The 15,911-nt window shown below is 61.8% G+C and carries 14 protein-coding genes and 1 riboswitch; of the genes, 6 read left to right on the plus strand and 8 right to left on the minus strand.

What is annotated here, in order from left to right; all coding sequences use genetic code 11:
- Window positions 1–43: 43 nt before the first annotated feature.
- Entirely contained in the window at window positions 44–2,077 is a 2,034-nt protein-coding gene (gene metG / locus ABLV76_RS20065; protein ID WP_064183496.1) for a methionine--tRNA ligase, read from the minus strand.
- Between the two features lie 153 nt (window positions 2,078–2,230).
- Here metG and apbC point away from each other — a divergent pair, with 153 nt between their 5' ends.
- On the plus strand, window positions 2,231–3,340 hold the full coding sequence (apbC, locus tag ABLV76_RS20070) for an iron-sulfur cluster carrier protein ApbC (RefSeq protein WP_004201592.1): 1,110 nt from the start codon (window positions 2,231–2,233) through the stop codon (window positions 3,338–3,340).
- Here the strand turns inward: apbC and ABLV76_RS20075 are convergent.
- Together ABLV76_RS20075 and ABLV76_RS20080 are read right to left on the minus strand one after the other, a co-directional pair.
- Entirely contained in the window at window positions 3,337–3,783 is a 447-nt protein-coding gene (locus ABLV76_RS20075; protein ID WP_180234416.1) for a GNAT family N-acetyltransferase, read from the minus strand. The two genes, apbC and ABLV76_RS20075, sit on opposite strands and share 4 nt — an antisense overlap.
- Entirely contained in the window at window positions 3,773–4,090 is a 318-nt protein-coding gene (locus ABLV76_RS20080) for an RcnB family protein (RefSeq protein WP_004201590.1), read from the minus strand. The genes ABLV76_RS20075 and ABLV76_RS20080 overlap by 11 nt, the downstream gene beginning before the upstream one ends.
- A 183-nt stretch (window positions 4,091–4,273) precedes the next feature.
- Between ABLV76_RS20080 and ABLV76_RS20085 the strand changes: the two genes are divergently transcribed.
- Window positions 4,274–5,173, plus strand: coding sequence for a LysR family transcriptional regulator (locus ABLV76_RS20085; protein ID WP_004201589.1), 900 nt, complete (start codon window positions 4,274–4,276; stop codon window positions 5,171–5,173).
- Here the strand turns inward: ABLV76_RS20085 and ABLV76_RS20090 are convergent.
- Both ABLV76_RS20090 and ABLV76_RS20095 read right to left on the minus strand, forming a co-directional pair.
- Window positions 5,163–6,506: an NCS2 family permease gene (locus ABLV76_RS20090; protein ID WP_023318729.1), complete on the minus strand. Its 1,344-nt coding sequence runs from the start codon at window positions 6,504–6,506 to the stop codon at window positions 5,163–5,165. The two genes, ABLV76_RS20085 and ABLV76_RS20090, sit on opposite strands and share 11 nt — an antisense overlap.
- A 2-nt stretch (window positions 6,507–6,508) precedes the next feature.
- Window positions 6,509–8,320: an adenine deaminase C-terminal domain-containing protein gene (locus ABLV76_RS20095; protein ID WP_323108505.1), complete on the minus strand. Its 1,812-nt coding sequence runs from the start codon at window positions 8,318–8,320 to the stop codon at window positions 6,509–6,511.
- A 120-nt stretch (window positions 8,321–8,440) separates the two neighbouring features.
- Between ABLV76_RS20095 and ABLV76_RS20100 the strand changes: the two genes are divergently transcribed.
- Window positions 8,441–9,355 (plus strand): LysR family transcriptional regulator, encoded by a 915-nt coding sequence (locus tag ABLV76_RS20100; RefSeq protein WP_025999155.1) that lies wholly within the window; start codon window positions 8,441–8,443, stop codon window positions 9,353–9,355.
- Here ABLV76_RS20100 and ABLV76_RS20105 read toward each other — a convergent pair.
- A complete protein-coding gene (locus tag ABLV76_RS20105) occupies window positions 9,352–9,774 on the minus strand; it encodes a universal stress protein (protein WP_017899346.1) in 423 nt (140 codons plus the stop codon). The two genes, ABLV76_RS20100 and ABLV76_RS20105, sit on opposite strands and share 4 nt — an antisense overlap.
- A 185-nt stretch (window positions 9,775–9,959) precedes the next feature.
- Window positions 9,960–10,057: riboswitch (TPP riboswitch) on the plus strand.
- A 34-nt stretch (window positions 10,058–10,091) separates the two neighbouring features.
- Here ABLV76_RS20105 and thiM point away from each other — a divergent pair.
- From thiM to fbaB, 3 genes are all read left to right on the plus strand, one after another.
- The gene (gene thiM, locus ABLV76_RS20110) at window positions 10,092–10,865 is read left to right on the plus strand and encodes a hydroxyethylthiazole kinase (protein ID WP_323108504.1); all 774 of its coding nucleotides are present in this window, start codon (window positions 10,092–10,094) and stop codon (window positions 10,863–10,865) included.
- Entirely contained in the window at window positions 10,862–11,662 is an 801-nt protein-coding gene (gene thiD, locus ABLV76_RS20115; RefSeq protein WP_009307429.1) for a bifunctional hydroxymethylpyrimidine kinase/phosphomethylpyrimidine kinase, read from the plus strand. The genes thiM and thiD overlap by 4 nt, the downstream gene beginning before the upstream one ends.
- Before the next feature lie 147 nt (window positions 11,663–11,809).
- Window positions 11,810–12,862, plus strand: a complete 1,053-nt coding sequence (fbaB, locus tag ABLV76_RS20120; RefSeq protein WP_004201578.1) for a class I fructose-bisphosphate aldolase — start codon at window positions 11,810–11,812, stop codon at window positions 12,860–12,862.
- 60 nt (window positions 12,863–12,922) lie between these two features.
- On the opposite strand, the gene ABLV76_RS20125 is transcribed toward fbaB, so the two are convergent.
- Together ABLV76_RS20125 and ABLV76_RS20130 are read right to left on the minus strand one after the other, a co-directional pair.
- Window positions 12,923–14,206 carry an RbtT/DalT/CsbX family MFS transporter gene (locus tag ABLV76_RS20125; protein ID WP_004201577.1) on the minus strand — a complete coding sequence of 428 codons (1,284 nt, stop codon included), beginning with the start codon at window positions 14,204–14,206 and terminating at the stop codon, window positions 12,923–12,925.
- Between the two features lie 80 nt (window positions 14,207–14,286).
- On the minus strand, window positions 14,287–15,894 hold the full coding sequence (locus ABLV76_RS20130; protein ID WP_348878436.1) for an FGGY-family carbohydrate kinase: 1,608 nt from the start codon (window positions 15,892–15,894) through the stop codon (window positions 14,287–14,289).
- Between the last annotated feature and the right edge of the window lie 17 nt (window positions 15,895–15,911).

Below are 15,911 nucleotides of genomic sequence, written 5' to 3' on the forward strand. Positions count from 1 at the left end.
CCGCCGGGCAAAAAAAAGCCGGATGGTTAATCCGGCTTTTTTATTATTTCACCTGCTGACCCGGCCTGGCGCCGTCGTCAGGGCTTAACAGGAAGATATCCTTCCCGCCAGGGCCGGCGGCCATCACCATCCCTTCCGAGATACCGAAGCGCATTTTGCGCGGCGCCAGGTTGGCGACCATCACCGTCAGGCGGCCAATCAGCGGCTGCGGATCCGGATAAGCGGAGCGGATGCCGGAGAAGACGTTACGCTTCTCGCCGCCAAGATCCAGCGTCAGGCGCAGCAGCTTGTCGGAGCCTTCAACAAATTCCGCGTTCTCAATCAGCGCCACGCGCAGATCGACTTTGGCGAAATCGTCAAAGGTGATGGTGTCCTGAATCGGATCGTCCGCCAGCGGGCCGGTCACTGGCGCAGCTGCGGCTTTCACCTCTTCTTTTGACGCTTCAACCAGGGCTTCCACCTGTTTCATCTCGATGCGGTTGTACAGCGCCTTAAACGGATTGACATTATGCGCCAGCAGCGGCTGCTGAATGGCGTCCCAGCTCAGCTCGCTGTTGAGGAACGCTTCCGCACGCGCGGCCAGCTGCGGCAGGACCGGTTTCAGCCAGGTCATCAGCACGCGGAACATGTTCAGACCCATGGTGCAGATGGCCTGCAGGTCGGCGTCGCGGCCTTCCTGTTTCGCCACCACCCACGGCGCCTGCTCATCGACATAGCGGTTGGCCACGTCGGCGAGCGCCATGATTTCGCGGATGGCCTTACCGAACTCGCGGCTGTCCCACGCTTCGCCGATGCTTTCCGCCGCGTCGGTGAAGGTTTTGTACAGCGCCGGGTCGGCCAGCTCAGCGGCCAGCACGCCGTCAAAACGCTTGCTGATAAAGCCGGCGTTGCGCGAGGCGAGGTTAACCACCTTGTTGACGATGTCGGCATTCACGCGCTGGATAAAGTCTTCCAGGTTAAGGTCGATGTCATCGATGCGCGAAGAGAGCTTGGCGGTGTAGTAGTAGCGCAGGCTGTCGGCATCAAAGTGTTTCAGCCAGGTGCTGGCCTTGATGAAGGTGCCGCGCGACTTGGACATCTTCGCGCCGTTGACCGTCACGTAGCCGTGCACGAACAGGTTGGTCGGCTTACGGAACTGGCTGCCTTCCAGCATCGCCGGCCAGAACAGGCTGTGGAAGTAGACGATGTCCTTGCCGATAAAGTGATACAGCTCGGCCGTGGAGTCTTTCTTCCAGTATTCGTCGAAGCTGGTGGTGTCGCCGCGCTTGTCGCATAGGTTCTTGAAGGAGCCCATGTAGCCGATCGGCGCGTCCAGCCAGACGTAGAAGTATTTGCCCGGCGCGTTCGGAATTTCGAAGCCGAAGTACGGCGCATCGCGGGAGATGTCCCACTGCTGCAGGCCGGACTCAAACCACTCCTGCATTTTGTTCGCCACCTGCTCCTGCAGCGCGCCGCTGCGGGTCCACGCCTGCAGCATTTCGCTGAATGACGGCAGGTCGAAGAAGAAGTGTTCGGAGTCACGCATCACCGGCGTGGCGCCGGAGACCACCGATTTCGGGTCGATAAGCTCGGTAGGGCTGTAAGTCGCGCCGCACACTTCGCAGTTATCGCCGTACTGGTCTGGAGATTTACACTTCGGACAGGTGCCTTTCACAAAACGGTCCGGCAGGAACATGCCTTTTTCCGGATCGTAGAGCTGAGAGATGGTACGGTTTTTGATAAAACCGTTCTCTTTCAGACGAGTGTAGATCAGCTCCGACAGCTCGCGGTTCTCATCGCTATGCGTCGAGTGATAGTTATCGTAGCTGATGTCGAAGCCGGCAAAATCGGTCTGATGCTCCTGACTCATCTCGCCAATCATCTGCTCCGGAGTGATACCGAGCTGTTGCGCCTTGAGCATAATCGGCGTGCCGTGGGCGTCGTCGGCGCAGATGAAGTTGACTTCATGGCCGCGCATTCGCTGGTAACGGACCCAGACATCAGCCTGGATGTGCTCCAGCATGTGGCCGAGGTGGATGGAGCCGTTGGCGTACGGCAGGGCGCACGTTACCAGAATTTTCTTCGCGACTTGAGTCATAGTGAGCATTACATCTTCTGTTGTAAAAAGGGCTTCCGATATTACCAAAAGGGCTGTGGGTGCGCCATAAATGGCTGCCCATATATGGATAATCCTTACCTGTGATAAACTCTGTGATTACTGAAAGCATCTCAAAACAACAAAGGAGTCGGGATGAATTCGCAATCCCAGGCCAAATCCCCCGAGCGCCTACGTGCGATGGTCGCCGGGACGCTGGCCAATTTCCAGCACCCAACCCTGAAGCATAACCTCACCACCCTCAAGGCGCTGCACCATGTCGCCTGGCTGGATGATACCATTCATATTGAGCTGCAGATGCCGTTCGTCTGGAGCAGCGCCTTCGAAGCGCTGAAAGAGCAGTGCAGCGCCGAGCTGCTGCGCATCACTGGCGCGAAGGCTATCGACTGGAAGCTGACCCACAGCATCGCCACCCTCAAGCGCGTGAAAAACCAGCCCGGGATCAACGGCGTGAAGAACATTATCGCCATCAGCTCCGGGAAAGGCGGCGTCGGTAAATCCTCCACGGCGGTAAACCTGGCGCTGGCACTCGCCGCGGAAGGGGCGAAGGTGGGCATTCTGGATGCCGATATCTACGGCCCGTCGATTCCCACCATGCTTGGCGCGGAAGACAGCCGCCCGACCTCGCCGGACGGCACCCATATGGCGCCGATCATGAAGTACGGGCTGGCCACCAATTCCATTGGCTACCTGGTGACTGACGACAACGCCATGGTCTGGCGCGGCCCGATGGCCAGCAAGGCGCTGATGCAGATGCTGCAGGAGACCCTGTGGCCGGATCTGGATTACCTGGTGCTGGATATGCCGCCGGGCACTGGCGACATTCAACTGACGCTGGCGCAGAACATTCCGGTCACCGGCGCGGTGGTGGTCACCACGCCGCAGGACATCGCGCTGATCGACGCCAAAAAGGGCATCGTGATGTTCGAGAAAGTGGAAGTGCCAGTGCTGGGGATCGTGGAAAACATGAGCATGCATATCTGCAGCAACTGCGGGCACCACGAGCCGATCTTCGGCACCGGCGGCGCGCAAAAACTGGCCGAGAAATACCACACCCAGCTGCTGGGCCAGCTGCCGCTGCATATTACGCTGCGGGAAGATCTGGATAACGGCACGCCGACGGTGGTGGCGCGTCCGGAAAGCGAATTTACCGACATTTACCGCCAGCTGGCGGGCCGGGTGGCGGCCCAGATGTACTGGCAGGGAGAAGTGATCCCGGGTGAGATTGCCTTCCGCGCCGTTTAAGGCCGCGGCGAGCGCATCAGCCAGTATCCGCCCTCGGGCGAGGCGCCCTGTGCTTCGATGGTCCAGCCGTGACGCTGGTAGAAGCGCAGGGCGTTTTTATTTTCCATCAGGCACTTCAGCGTCCCGCTGGCGGTAAAGGTCTGTTCGACCTGCGCCAGCAGCGCGCTGCCGATATGTTTGCCCTGCCAGTCCGGGTCGACGAACAGATGGTGAAGGAAATTATCGGCGGTCCATACGGCGGCAAAGCCCACCGGCAGGCCGTCGCATTCCGCGACCCACAGCTGTTCATCCGCGGTGGCGGCATCGAAATCTTCCAGCCGCCACGTCGTGGAGGGAAGCCAGGTCCACGACACACTGCGCGCCCGCAGGAAGAGCTGGCGCAGCGCCGGAGAGTCCGCTGGTTCGCCGGGGCGGATGCGGATATTGAGCGGATCAGCGATGATAGAAGATCTCGCCGTCGTACACCTTGAGGATTTTGCCTTCGGTGTCGGTGATCAGCACGTAGTTACCGCCCATATAGGTCCAGTGGCTGCCGGCGTCCGGCGCGGGCAGATTACGCTGCTGCCAGCCTTTGATGTTGTATTCCGGGGTGAGGTACATCGCCGGAACGGTGTCGCCAATGTGAAACTGGGTGAAGTCGGCGGTGAACTCTTTCAGCGCATACTGATCGATCCCCGCGGCAGAAGCCGTCCAGCTGGCGCCAGCGGTGGCAAGGAGTACGCCCAGAAGCATCATTTTTGTTTTACGCATAATTTCCTCAATATTACCTGGACTCAAAATAGCAGCCTCGTATCATTCCTGATGCGTTGCTGAAATGGCAAGCACTGGATTTTTAAAAAGTGTAAGCAAAACACGGCGCAAGTCCTGCGCCGCTTGCGTTGCAGCGACGGTGATGCGTATTTTGGGAGCAATCTGAAGCAGGGGAGAATCGGCATGTTCAGGCTGGAAGATCTGACCTTATTTGTCCGCGCCGCGGCACTGGGCAGTTTTAGCGACGCCGCGCGCGAGGCGGGGCAGCAGCCGGCGCAGGTGAGCGCGGCGATTAAACGTCTGGAGACGATCCTCAATATTCGCCTGTTCGCCCGCTCGACCCGCAGCCTGCGCCTGACGCCGGAGGGGGAGACCTGGCTGCCGTATGCCACCCAGATGCTCGATACCCTCGAGGCCGGCCTGCAGAAGATCCAGACCCCGGATGATGAAATTCGCGGCATGCTGCAGATTGCCGTGCCGTCAGACCTCGGGCGTAACCTGCTCCTGACCTTGTTCCGCGACTTTCGGCAACGCCATCCGGCGCTGCGCCTGCGGCTGCTCTTTTCCGACCAGCTGACCGACGTGTTTAAAGATCCGGTGGACGTCGCGTTTCGCTATGGCAATAACGATGACGCCTCGTTTATTTCGCTGCCGGTGGCGCCGGAAAATCGTCGGGTGCTGGTGGCCTCCCCAGAGTGGATCGCCCGCCACGGCGAGCCGCAGACCCTTCAGGAGCTCGGCCAGCACAATGCGTTGATCTACATTTTGCGCGGCCGCCCGTTCGACCGCTGGTCACTGAGCCTCGACGGAGAAGTTCAGCAGCAGAAGGTCTCCGGCACGGTGATGAGCGACGACGCGGAGGTGATCCGGCGGCTGGCGGTGGCCGGGGAGGGCATTGCCTATAAATCGATGCTCGACGTCAGCGACGATCTGCGGGCGGGCCGCCTGCGGCGCCTGCTACCGCGTTACCAGGGGGATATGGTGCCGTTGAACCTGATTTGTCCGCACCGCAAGCAGCTCTCTGCCGCGGTGCGTTTGTTATATGAAGAGGTGAAAGCACATTGTGAAGGGCTTAATGTCTAACTAAGGTCGCGAAGTAGTAGACCAGCGGGACGGCCAGCACCCACAGGCCAATCGGGATTTCCCGCCACTTGCCGGCGATGGCCTTGATCACAATGTAAAACAGCAGCCCGCCGGCGATACCGGTGCCGAAGCTGTTGGCGATGAGGGTGATCATCACCATCATCAGCACCGGCAGGCCGTCGGTGAAGTTGCCGAGATCCACTTTGCGCAGGCCGCTGAACATGTTCAGGCCGATCAGGATCAGCGCCGGGGCGGTGGCCTCCTTCGGGATCATCAGCGCCACCGGCGTGAACAGCAGCATCAGCAGGAACATCACCGCTGCCGACAGCGCGGTGAGGCCGGTTTTGCCGCCGGCTTCCGCTGCCGCAGATGACTCGATTAGCGCCGTTGCCGCCGGAATCCCCACCCACGGGCCGAGCGCCGCAGCAATCGAATCGACCATAAACGGGCGATTAATCTGCGGCATGTTGCCTTCTTCATCCAGCAGACCTGCCTCGCCGCCCACCGCCAGCGTCGTCCCCATGGTGGAGAAAAACTCAGAAGCGAAAAAGACGAACAAGAACGGCAGGAAGGCGATGTTTAACGCCCCCAGCAGGTCGACCTGTCCCAGCACCGGCGCCAGCGAGTGGGGGACATCGATAAAATGCGTCGGCAGTTTGGTCACGCCGAACGGGATCCCCACCAGGGTAGCGCACAGAATGGCCCACAAAATGGCGCCCGGCACCTTACGCGCCTGCAGGGCTATCGCCAGGAACAGGCCGCACAGCGCCACCAGCGCGCCGGGGGCGAGAAAGTCGCCGAGCATCAGGGCGTTGGTTTTCGCATTGGCGAGCACCAGCCCGGCGTTGCGAAAGCCGAGAACGGCGACAAACAGGCCGATGGAGGCCGTCAGCCCCAGCTTGATCGACTGTGGCACCGAGCGGGTGACCACTTCGCGCAGGCCAAAGCGGGTCAGCAGGAAGAAGAGAACCCCTGACCAGCAGGCGATCCCGAGGCCTGTCTGCCAGCCAATCCCCTCACTACCTGCCAGCGTGACCCCTACCAGCACCGAGCCGCCAATGCCCGGGCCGACGATAAACGGCAGGTTGGCGTAAAACGCCATCAGCAGCGAACCGACGACGAAGACCAGAATGGTGCCGGTGGTCGCGGCGCCTTTGTCCATCCCGCCGATCGCCAGCAGTCCCGGGATGACCACCAGTAAATAGGCGGCGGCGAGGAAACCGGTGATCCCGGCCAGGCATTCAGTGCGTAGCGTGCCGCCGCGCGAGCGCAGCGCAAAGCGGCGCTCCAGCCAGTTATCGCGGGCGGAAGAGTGAAGTGTGTTATCGGCCATGCTCAGGCTCCCTGAGGATTATTGTTGTGAGGCGTTGGCGCCGGGGTCTCCCGGCAGGCTATCAACGGGTCGACTATCTGGCGGCTGCCGCCGTCGGTGAGACCCAAATCGGTTAAATGCGGCCCGGCGTTACAGGCAAGACAGGTGCCTTCAATAGCCTTGAAGACCCGGTACGGCGGCTCCCAGTCAGCGACTCTGCTGCTCAGATCGCGCAGCTCGCGGAACTGACGCGCCAGCTCGGCGGCCGGCAGATCCGACAGCATGCCGGCAATCGGCATCGCCACATGGGCGAGGATCTCGCCCTGTTGCGCCAGCGCCATCCCGCCGCCGGAGGCGATAAGCTGGTTGGCCGCCAGCGCCATATCCTCAGCATCGCGCCCGAGCACCACCAGATTGTGTGAGTCGTGGGAGTAGCTGGTGGCGATGGCGCCGCGCAGCTCGCCCCAGCCTTCAAGCAGGGCGATTTGCGGCGTCGCCTGATGGCGGCCGTGGCGGTGCTTGACCCAGATCAGGCTGAAGCCGGCGGGCAGCTGGACCTGGCCGTCGCGGATCTGCACCTCGACCTCACCCCACTGGGTGAAGCGCGCGCCGCGGATATGGCGCAGGCGGGCGACGCCGTGGCGAATGCCCTTGATGCGCAGGATAAAGTCATCGGCGGCGAGGGGGGCTATCTGTAAGGTATCGCGCGGCGGCGTCACGCCCGGCGCCGGGGCGATCTGCTTCAGCAGGCGGCCGGCATGGGCCAGCCGTTCCCCGCCAACATAGACTTCGCGGGCCGCCAGTTTTTCCAGGGAGTCAAACACCACCAGGTCGGCGCGTCGCCCGGCGGCAATCAGCCCGAGATCGTGGCGCTGCAGACGAATAGCGGCGTTGAGGGTGGCGAAACGCAGCGCGTCGACCGCCGGTAAACCGTGCTCGATCAGCAGGTTGAGCAGGGCGATGATCCCGCCTTTCTCCAGCAGCATATCCGGCGGCACGTCATCGGTGCAGACGGTGATCTGCGAGGAGAGGTGCGGCAGCGTTTTCAACGCCGCGACGATATCCGGCAGCAGATAGGGGTGCGAGCCGCGGATCTCGATCGTCAGTCCGGCGCGCAGTTTTTCCAGCGCGTCGTCCGCCGAGGTCAGTTCATGATCGGAGGTGACGCCGGCGGCGAGGTAGGCCTGCAGGTCGGCGCCGCTCAGGCCGCGGGCATGGCCTTCAATCAGTTTACCGCTGTTAAGACCGGCCTGGACAATCTCCTGCATCCGCTCGCTGCCGTGCAGCACGCCGTGCATATCCATCACTTCCGCCACGCCGCGCACTTCCGGCCAGCCGAGCATGGTCTCCATTTCCGCGCCGGCGAAATCGGCGCCGGACATTTCAAGGCCGGGGGTGGAGGGGACGCTCGACGGCGCGGCGACCATCACCTGCAGCGGCAGGTGGCGGCTGGCGTCTACCGCGTAGCGCACACCCTCGACGCCGAGGACATTGGCCAGCTCATGCGGATCCCAGAACACCGCGGTGGTGCCCTGGGTGAGGACGATTTCGGCGTAGCGCTCGGGTGGCAGATGCGAGCTTTCGAGGTGCACATGGGTGTCCATCAGGCCGGGCGACAGGTAGCTACCGGCCAGGGAATGCACTTCATGGGCGTCGGCGCGGCTGCCGCGGGGGTGGACGCTGGCGATCATCTCGCCGACGATACCGATGTCAGCGGGGCGAATTTCGCCCGTGGCCATATCGACGATCTGCGCATCGACCAGCAGCAGATCAAACGGGGATTCGCCGCGCGCGGCCTGCACGGCGCGACGGCGGACTTGAGCATTGCTGGACATAACCACTCCGGCACAAGGATAATGCGGATACTCTAGGGGCACAGCAAACGTTTGCCCAGATGAATAAATTTATCACCCGATAAGTTCGGGTTATTGTGCAGGACCACCGTAGCGAACCCGATAATGAAAGAACCCTGGCAGCGACTGCCCGCGCTCTCACTTAAACAGCTTCAGTATTTCGTCACCCTGGCCCAGCTGCGCCATTTTACCGATACCGCCAGTCGGCTGGCGATTAGCCAGCCGGCGCTGAGCAGCGCCCTGCGGCAGATTGAAACGGTGCTCGGCGGCAAGCTGGTCAACCGCACCGCTTCGGCGGTCACCCTGACTGAGCTGGGGGCGGCGATTTTACCCCACGCCCAGCGGATCCTCAGCGTGGCGCAGGCGGCCTTTTTCGATATGCAGCAGATCGTCGAGGCGGGCGGCGACGGGACGGTGCGCATCGGCCTGGTGCCGTCGGTCAGTTCGCTGCTGTTTCCTCTGCTGCCGCAGACCCTGGCCCAGGCCTTTCCCCGCCTGCGCATTGAATTTCACGATCAGACCAACGATGCGCTTATCCTGGCGCTGCAGCGTGGCGAGATTGATTTCGGCATCGGGGCGATCGACAGCTCACTGCCCGCGGAATTGCTGGTCTATCCGCTGCGCGACGATCCCTTCGTGGCGGTGCTGCACCGCGACGATCCGCTGGCCGCGCAGGCGCATCTGCCGTGGAAACAGCTGGTGGGGCGGGACATTGCCGTGTTCTCGAAGGGCAATATCCAGCGGCTGGTGGCGGCATTAGTGGAGAGCCATCGCCTGACGCTAACCACCCGCTACCAGGTGGACTATATCGAAACCTTGTATGGCCTGGTACGCTCGCGCTTAGCGGTGGCGATTCTGCCGGAGCTGTACACCACCCATCTGCAGGACCCGGCGCTCAAGGTCGCCCAGCTGCAGCAGCCGGCGTTGACCCGCACGGTGGCCCTGATGCGCGGGCCGCAGGCGCTGCCGCCGCTTATCGAAGACTGTTTTTCCCTGCTACAGGCCGCCTTGCGCTAGGGCAGGTGCTTGATCAGCACGTCTATGGTTAAGTGGTTGATGTACTCCAGCGAGTGTGAGGAGAGGACGCCCAGCAGCCTGTTATGGTGCCCGGCAATAATTAAATCGATCTGCCGCTGTCGAATGCAGGCTTCGACATCTTCAAACCGGCGAGTGGTCACCAGCGAGAGAGTATCCACCGGCAGGGAGACGGTGCAGGCCAGCTCGTTGAGCAGGGCTTTGGCCTGGATTACCTCCTGCGAGACCTGATCGTCGCGCAGGCTGTCGGAAACATAGTTCAGCGCCCGGTAGTCGGTGCTGATGTGGGCGATGGTGATGCGCATGCCGTTCTCTTCTGCCATTCTGGCGGCATGCTCGAGCAGCGGGACGCCGTCCTGACTGCTGTTAATCAGTACCAGCGCATGGTGATAAACGGCCATGGCGTATATCCTCAGTAGGCTAATTAGCTCATGATGTCATCATTTTCCGCCCGCCAGCAGCGGAATGCAATCTTGCCCGGTCGCTTGATGAGCATGATGGCCGCGATGGTATCGTATGCAGGGTTAAAGGCTTGTTGTATGAACCGGTGAGTTGCGGTAAATTCCACAACGCTTAACAATTTCACTATTTTGACTCGGGGTGCCCTTCTTCGTTGAAGGCTGAGAAATACCCGTACCACCTGATCTGGATAATGCCAGCGTAGGGAAGTCAGAGACCGCAGGGTCATTGCTTCTACCTCGTCTGGCGGGAGCAAACCATGCCTGAGCTGCTGAATCCCGCGCCTGTCGCGCACCTGCGCCATCTGCTGCGCGCCCATTCCCCCCTTGTGCACTGCATGACCAATGACGTGGTGCAGACCTTTACCGCCAATGTTCTGCTGGCCGTCGGCGCCTCGCCGGCGATGGTGATCGATCCCCGCGAAGCGGCGCAGTTCGCCGCCATCGCCGATGCGCTGTTAATCAACGTCGGCACCCTGACCGCAGACCGCGCCGTGGCCATGCGCGCCGCAGTGGAGCAGGCCCGCCAGGCCGGCAAGCCCTGGACGCTGGATCCGGTAGCGGTCGGCGCCCTGACCGTGCGCACGGCCTTTTGTCACGAGCTGCTGGCCCTGCAGCCGGCGGCCATTCGCAGCAATGCCTCTGAAATTCTGGCGCTGGCCGGGATGAGCGGTGGCGGGCGCGGGGTGGATACCACCGATACGGCCGCCGCAGCGCTGCCGGCGGCCCAGGCGCTGGCTCGTCAGCTGAGTACCGTAGTGGCGGTCACCGGCGAGGTGGACTACGTCACCGACGGCGAGCGGGTGCTCAGCGTGGCGGGCGGCAGTGCGCTGATGACCCGGGTGGTGGGCACCGGCTGCGCGCTGTCGGCGGTGGTGGCGGCGAGCGCGGCGCTGCCGGGCGACCGGCTGGAAAACGTGGCCGCCGCCTGCGGGCTAATGAAGCAGGCCGGGGAAATCGCCGCCCGTCAGGGAGGCCCAGGCAGCTTTATTCCGGCGTTTCTCGACGCGCTGTATCAGGAGGTGCAGGGATGAAACGCATCAACGCCCTGACCATCGCCGGCACCGATCCCAGCGGCGGGGCCGGTATCCAGGCCGATCTGAAAACCTTCTCCGCGCTGGGAGCCTATGGCTGCTCGGCGATCACCGCCCTGGTGGCGCAGAATACCCGCGGCGTGCAGTCGGTCTATCGTATTGAACCGGACTTTGTGGCGGCGCAGCTCGATTCGGTATTCAGCGATGTGCGCATCGATACCACCAAAATCGGCATGCTGGCGGAGACCGATATTGTGGAAGCCGTGGCCGAGCGGCTGGCGCGCTACCGGGTGGCCAATGTGGTGCTGGATACCGTCATGCTGGCGAAAAGCGGCGATCCGCTGCTGTCGGCCTCGGCGGTGGAGACCCTGCGTCAACGATTGTTGCCGCAGGTGTCGCTGATCACTCCAAACCTGCCGGAAGCGGCCGCTCTGCTTGACGCCCCCCATGCGCGCAACGAGCGCGAAATGCTGGAGCAGGGGCGGGCGTTGCTGGCGCTGGGCTGCGGCGCAGTATTAATGAAAGGCGGCCATCTCGACGATGCCGAAAGCCCGGACTGGCTCTTCACCCGCGAAGGGGAACAGCGATTTACCGCGCCGCGAGTGCAGACCAAAAACACCCACGGCACCGGCTGCACACTCTCCGCCGCGCTGGCGGCGCTGCGCCCGCGTCACGCTGACTGGGCGGCCACCGTTACCGAGGCCAAGGCCTGGCTGTCGGCGGCCCTGGCCCAGGCCGACTCCCTGGAGGTGGGCCACGGCATCGGACCGGTACACCATTTCCACGCCTGGTGGTAAATGGCAGCGTAACGGGACAGCAGAATCTCCTGAAAAAATGCCCTCCCGGCTGGAAAATAGGCTAAGTCGGTACCAGGCTTAACCTGCCCAAAATAATTGGGTTGGGATAATGCATGCCGGCTCCGGCCGGCCTTACGGGAGATTGCTATGACTGATATTACGCAGTTGCTGGGCAAAGATGCCGAGAGCCTTTTGCAGCACCGTTGTATAACCATTCCGGCCGACCAGCTGTATCTGCCTGGCGCAGATTATGTTGATCGGGTGATGGTGGATAACAACCGGCCACCGGCGGTGCTACGCAATATGCAAACCCTGTACAACACCGGACGTCTGGGGGGGACCGGCTACCTTTCCATTCTGCCGGTCGACCAGGGCGTGGAGCACTCGGCGGGGGCCTCCTTCGCCGCCAACCCGCTGTACTTCGATCCGAAAAATATCGTCGAGCTGGCGATCGAAGCCGGCTGTAACTGCGTGGCGTCGACCTACGGCGTGCTGGCCTCGGTGTCGCGCCGTTACGCGCATCGCATTCCTTTCCTGGTGAAGCTCAACCATAACGAAACGCTGAGCTACCCCACCGAGTACGACCAGACCCTCTACGCCAGCGTTGAGCAGGCGTTCAATATGGGGGCGGTGGCCGTGGGCGCGACGATCTATTTCGGCTCGGAACAATCGCGTCGTCAGATAGAAGAGATTTCCGCTGCCTTTGAGCGGGCGCATGAGCTGGGCCTGGTCACCGTGCTGTGGGCCTATCTGCGCAATTCGGCTTTCAAGAAAGACGGTGTCGACTATCATGTTTCCGCTGACCTGACCGGTCAGGCCAACCACCTGGCGGCCACCATCGGCGCCGATATCGTTAAGCAGAAAATGGCGGAGAATAACGGCGGCTACAAAGCGGTTAACTTCGGCTATACCGACGACCGGGTGTACAGCAAACTGACCAGCGATAACCCTATCGATCTGGTGCGCTACCAGCTGGCCAACTGCTATATGGGCCGCGCCGGGCTGATTAACTCCGGCGGCGCGGCGGGCGGGGAGACCGACCTTGCCGACGCGGTGCGCACGGCGGTGATCAATAAACGCGCCGGCGGCATGGGGCTGATCCTTGGCCGTAAAGCGTTTAAGAAATCGATGGCCGACGGCGTGAAGCTGATCAATGCCGTGCAGGATGTCTACCTCGACGGCAAAGTCACCATCGCCTAAGGCGAAAATCCGGGCGTCACCGCCCGGATTGCTCGTTGTTCCTACCCGATGTCGGGTTTATTAAGACTCCGCGGCGTTGGCGGTAAACGGTTTTGCACTCTGAGCACTGGTAAAGCCAGGCTGTTCAACGCGGATTAACGGGCACAGGAAGAAGGCCAGAATATATAAGGCGGTATAGGCAATCACCACCCCGATGGTGCTGAAATAGGGCAGCAGCACCACGGCGATCGCCGGCGCCAGAAAGTTCGACAGCCCGGCTGACAGGTTATAGACCGAAATCGCCGCGCCTTTATGGTTCGGCTCCAGCGCCGGGAACACCGCCGCCATCGGCACGAATGCGGCGACGAAAATACCCAGGGCAATAGCCGGCACCAGCGCCATCGCAAAGCTGTGGCCAAAGTGCTGAGGGATGTAGTAAAACGCCAGGCTGGAGAACGCCATCCCGATGCAGCCGAACCAGCGAATCACCTTCATCCAGCCCATTTTCTCCGCCACGATCCCCCAGAAAACGTTCGAAAAGATAGTGGTGAAGAAGAAGGCCGCCCACACCTGGAGCCACTCCGAGGTGGTAAAGCCCAGCTCATCAACGAACATCATCGGCATAATCACCGCAAAACCAAACAGCGACAGGGTGTTAATAATGCGCACAATGCTCGAGAACAGGATGCTGCGGTTGGTATAGAGCAGCGTCGCGGCGCGCCCCAGTTCGGCGAGTTTTTCGCGAGTGGTCAGGTTCTGCATATGGCGCGGCGTTTCGGTATGACGCATCGACACCAGCGCAATGATGCCGCCGGTGGCGCAAAAGACCAGCGCCAGCCACAGGGTGCCCATTTCGCCAATGTGGGGAATGGTGAAGCTCGGAATATAGCTGCCGAACACGCCGATGCCCACGGAGTAGACCGCCCAGAACCAGCCCAGCGCAGAGCTGGAACTGTCGCTGCGAACGTTGTGGATAATGGCGACGATAAATGAGTAGAGGAACAGCGGGTAGGCCAGGCCGCGGATGCCATAAAACAGCAGGATCAGCGCATAGTTGGCGCGACCGAGGCCGAAGACGAGGAACAGTACATGGAATACGCACCACAGTACGAAACCGATCATCATGGCCTTGCGTGGGGTGATGATCTCCGCTACCACGCCGGAGACCCACGCCGACAGGGCGGCGGCCAGACCGTATAGCGTAAAGGCAAAGGAAGCCTGCGCCGGGGTGAATCCGAGTGCTTTGATGTAGTGCGACAGAAAAGCCAGCTCAAAGCCGTCGCCGGTCATAAACACGGCGATGGCGACATATCCCCAGATGAGGTTGAGCGGTAGACCGTACCACTGTTTGTTATTAACGGACATGTTGACCTCGATTTCAGAGTGCAGATGAGTGTCTCCGCTGCACAGCAGCGGAGCATTATTGTTATTAAAAAAGAGGGATGTTATTCGCGAATCAGCCTGCCGGCCTGTTGTAGCGCCTTATAGGCCTCATACCTGCGCTGATGTAGCGAGCTAAACGCAGTCTCGCTGTGATAGGTGGCATCCACCTGAGTAAATTGCTTCATGGCTTCCGGCAGTGAAGCCGCGATTCCGCCCGCGACGGCGCCGAGGATGGCGGAGCCTAACAGCACCGGCTCGCTGCAGGCGGTGCTCACGACGCTAACGCCGCAGGCGTCGGCCAGCAGCTGCCGCACCAGCGGATGCTGTCCGGCCCCGCCGCTGATGACGATATTTTCACTCTCAATTCCGCAGGCGCGCTGGGCGTCGAGGATCTGTCGCAGGCCATAGCCAATCCCGCATAACCCGGCAACGTACAGCGCGGTCAGGTTATCCAGGTCCCGCTCCATCCCCAGCCCGGCAATCAGCGCTTTCGCGTGGGGGTCGGCAAGCGGCGCGCGGTTACCGAGAAACTCCGGCACCACGTGCAGACCGGCGGCCAGCTTGACCGCCTCAGAAGGCGAGGCAGCCTGCGCCAGTACGCGATCTGCCAGCCAGACCGGCAGAGGGACGCCCGCGGCTTTAGCCTGCTCGCGAGCCGCCGCCGCCGCCGGATGGAAGCTCAGCAGCTGGTCGATTGCTGCGCCGGCGGCGCTTTGTCCGCCTTCAATCAGCCAGTAGCCCGGGACCATCGCCGAATAGTAGGGGCCCCAGACGCCGGGGACGAACACCGCTTCCTCAGTGGTGGTCATGGTGCAGGAAGAAGTGCCGAAGACGTAGGCCATATTGTTGACCGCGCCGTTAAGCACCCCAACGGTGCCGATGCCGCCCGCGTGGGCGTCAATCATCCCCACCGCCACCGGCGTGCCGGTCGGCAGGCCCATCTCTTTTGCCGCCGTGGCGCAAAGACCGTCGCCGCAGGGGGTTCCAGGGTCGACAATCCGCTGGCCGATGCGGACAAAATCTTCATCCGCCAGCTCGTCGAGGCCAATCTGGCGGAAGTAGCCGGCATCCCAGCGTTGTTCATGCGCCAGGTAGGTCCATTTACAGGTCACAGTGCAGACCGAGCGGGCGTCATCGCCGGTTGAGCGCCAGGTAAGGTAATCGGCGAGGTCGAAGAAGTGGCGCGCCTGCTGATAGATGTGCGGGCGATTCTCCTTCAGCCACAGAATTTTCGGCGTTTCCATCTCCGGCGAGATTTTGCCGCCAACGTACTGCAGTACCGGGTGGCCCGTCGCGTTGATCTTTTCCGCCTGCGCGGTGGCGCGATGATCCATCCAGACAATAATATTGCGGTCCGGATCGTCCGAAGGCCCGACCGCCAGCGGCGCGTCGTTATCGCCAATCACCACCAGCGAGCAGGTGGCATCGAAGCCTAGCCCGGCGATCGACGACGGCGGGACGCCGGCGCTGGCCACCGCGGTTTTAATGCAGTAGCACACCGCCTGCCAGATTTCACGGCTCGACTGCTCAACCCTATTCCCGGCGCTGCGAAACAGGGTAATGTCCTGGGTCGCGTGGGCAAGAAGCTCGCCCCGCAGATTGAAGACTCCGGCGCGCACGCTGCCCGAACCGACATCCACACCAATCATGTTTTGCGTATCGTTTTGCATCACATCCTCTCACAGGC

The organism is Klebsiella sp. GB_Kp047 (assembly GCF_040065235.1).
Classification (GTDB): Bacteria; Pseudomonadota; Gammaproteobacteria; order Enterobacterales; family Enterobacteriaceae; genus Klebsiella; species Klebsiella quasipneumoniae.

Bases quoted from the DNA above. Each gene is read 5' to 3' on its own strand.
- ABLV76_RS20125 (WP_004201577.1), bottom strand. From the start codon at position 14,206: ATGTCCGTTAATAACAAACAGTGGTACGGTCTACCGCTCAACCTCATC.
- ABLV76_RS20085 (WP_004201589.1), top strand. From the start codon at position 4,274: ATGTTCAGGCTGGAAGATCTGACCTTATTTGTCCGCGCCGCGGCACTG.
- thiM (WP_323108504.1), top strand. From the start codon at position 10,092: ATGCCTGAGCTGCTGAATCCCGCGCCTGTCGCGCACCTGCGCCATCTG.
- ABLV76_RS20090 (WP_023318729.1), bottom strand. From the start codon at position 6,506: ATGGCCGATAACACACTTCACTCTTCCGCCCGCGATAACTGGCTGGAG.
- fbaB (WP_004201578.1), top strand. From the start codon at position 11,810: ATGACTGATATTACGCAGTTGCTGGGCAAAGATGCCGAGAGCCTTTTG.
- ABLV76_RS20095 (WP_323108505.1), bottom strand. From the start codon at position 8,320: ATGTCCAGCAATGCTCAAGTCCGCCGTCGCGCCGTGCAGGCCGCGCGC.
- thiD (WP_009307429.1), top strand. From the start codon at position 10,862: ATGAAACGCATCAACGCCCTGACCATCGCCGGCACCGATCCCAGCGGC.
- apbC (WP_004201592.1), top strand. From the start codon at position 2,231: ATGAATTCGCAATCCCAGGCCAAATCCCCCGAGCGCCTACGTGCGATG.
- ABLV76_RS20130 (WP_348878436.1), bottom strand. From the start codon at position 15,894: ATGCAAAACGATACGCAAAACATGATTGGTGTGGATGTCGGTTCGGGC.
- ABLV76_RS20105 (WP_017899346.1), bottom strand. From the start codon at position 9,774: ATGGCCGTTTATCACCATGCGCTGGTACTGATTAACAGCAGTCAGGAC.
- metG (WP_064183496.1), bottom strand. From the start codon at position 2,077: ATGACTCAAGTCGCGAAGAAAATTCTGGTAACGTGCGCCCTGCCGTAC.
- ABLV76_RS20080 (WP_004201590.1), bottom strand. From the start codon at position 4,090: ATGCGTAAAACAAAAATGATGCTTCTGGGCGTACTCCTTGCCACCGCT.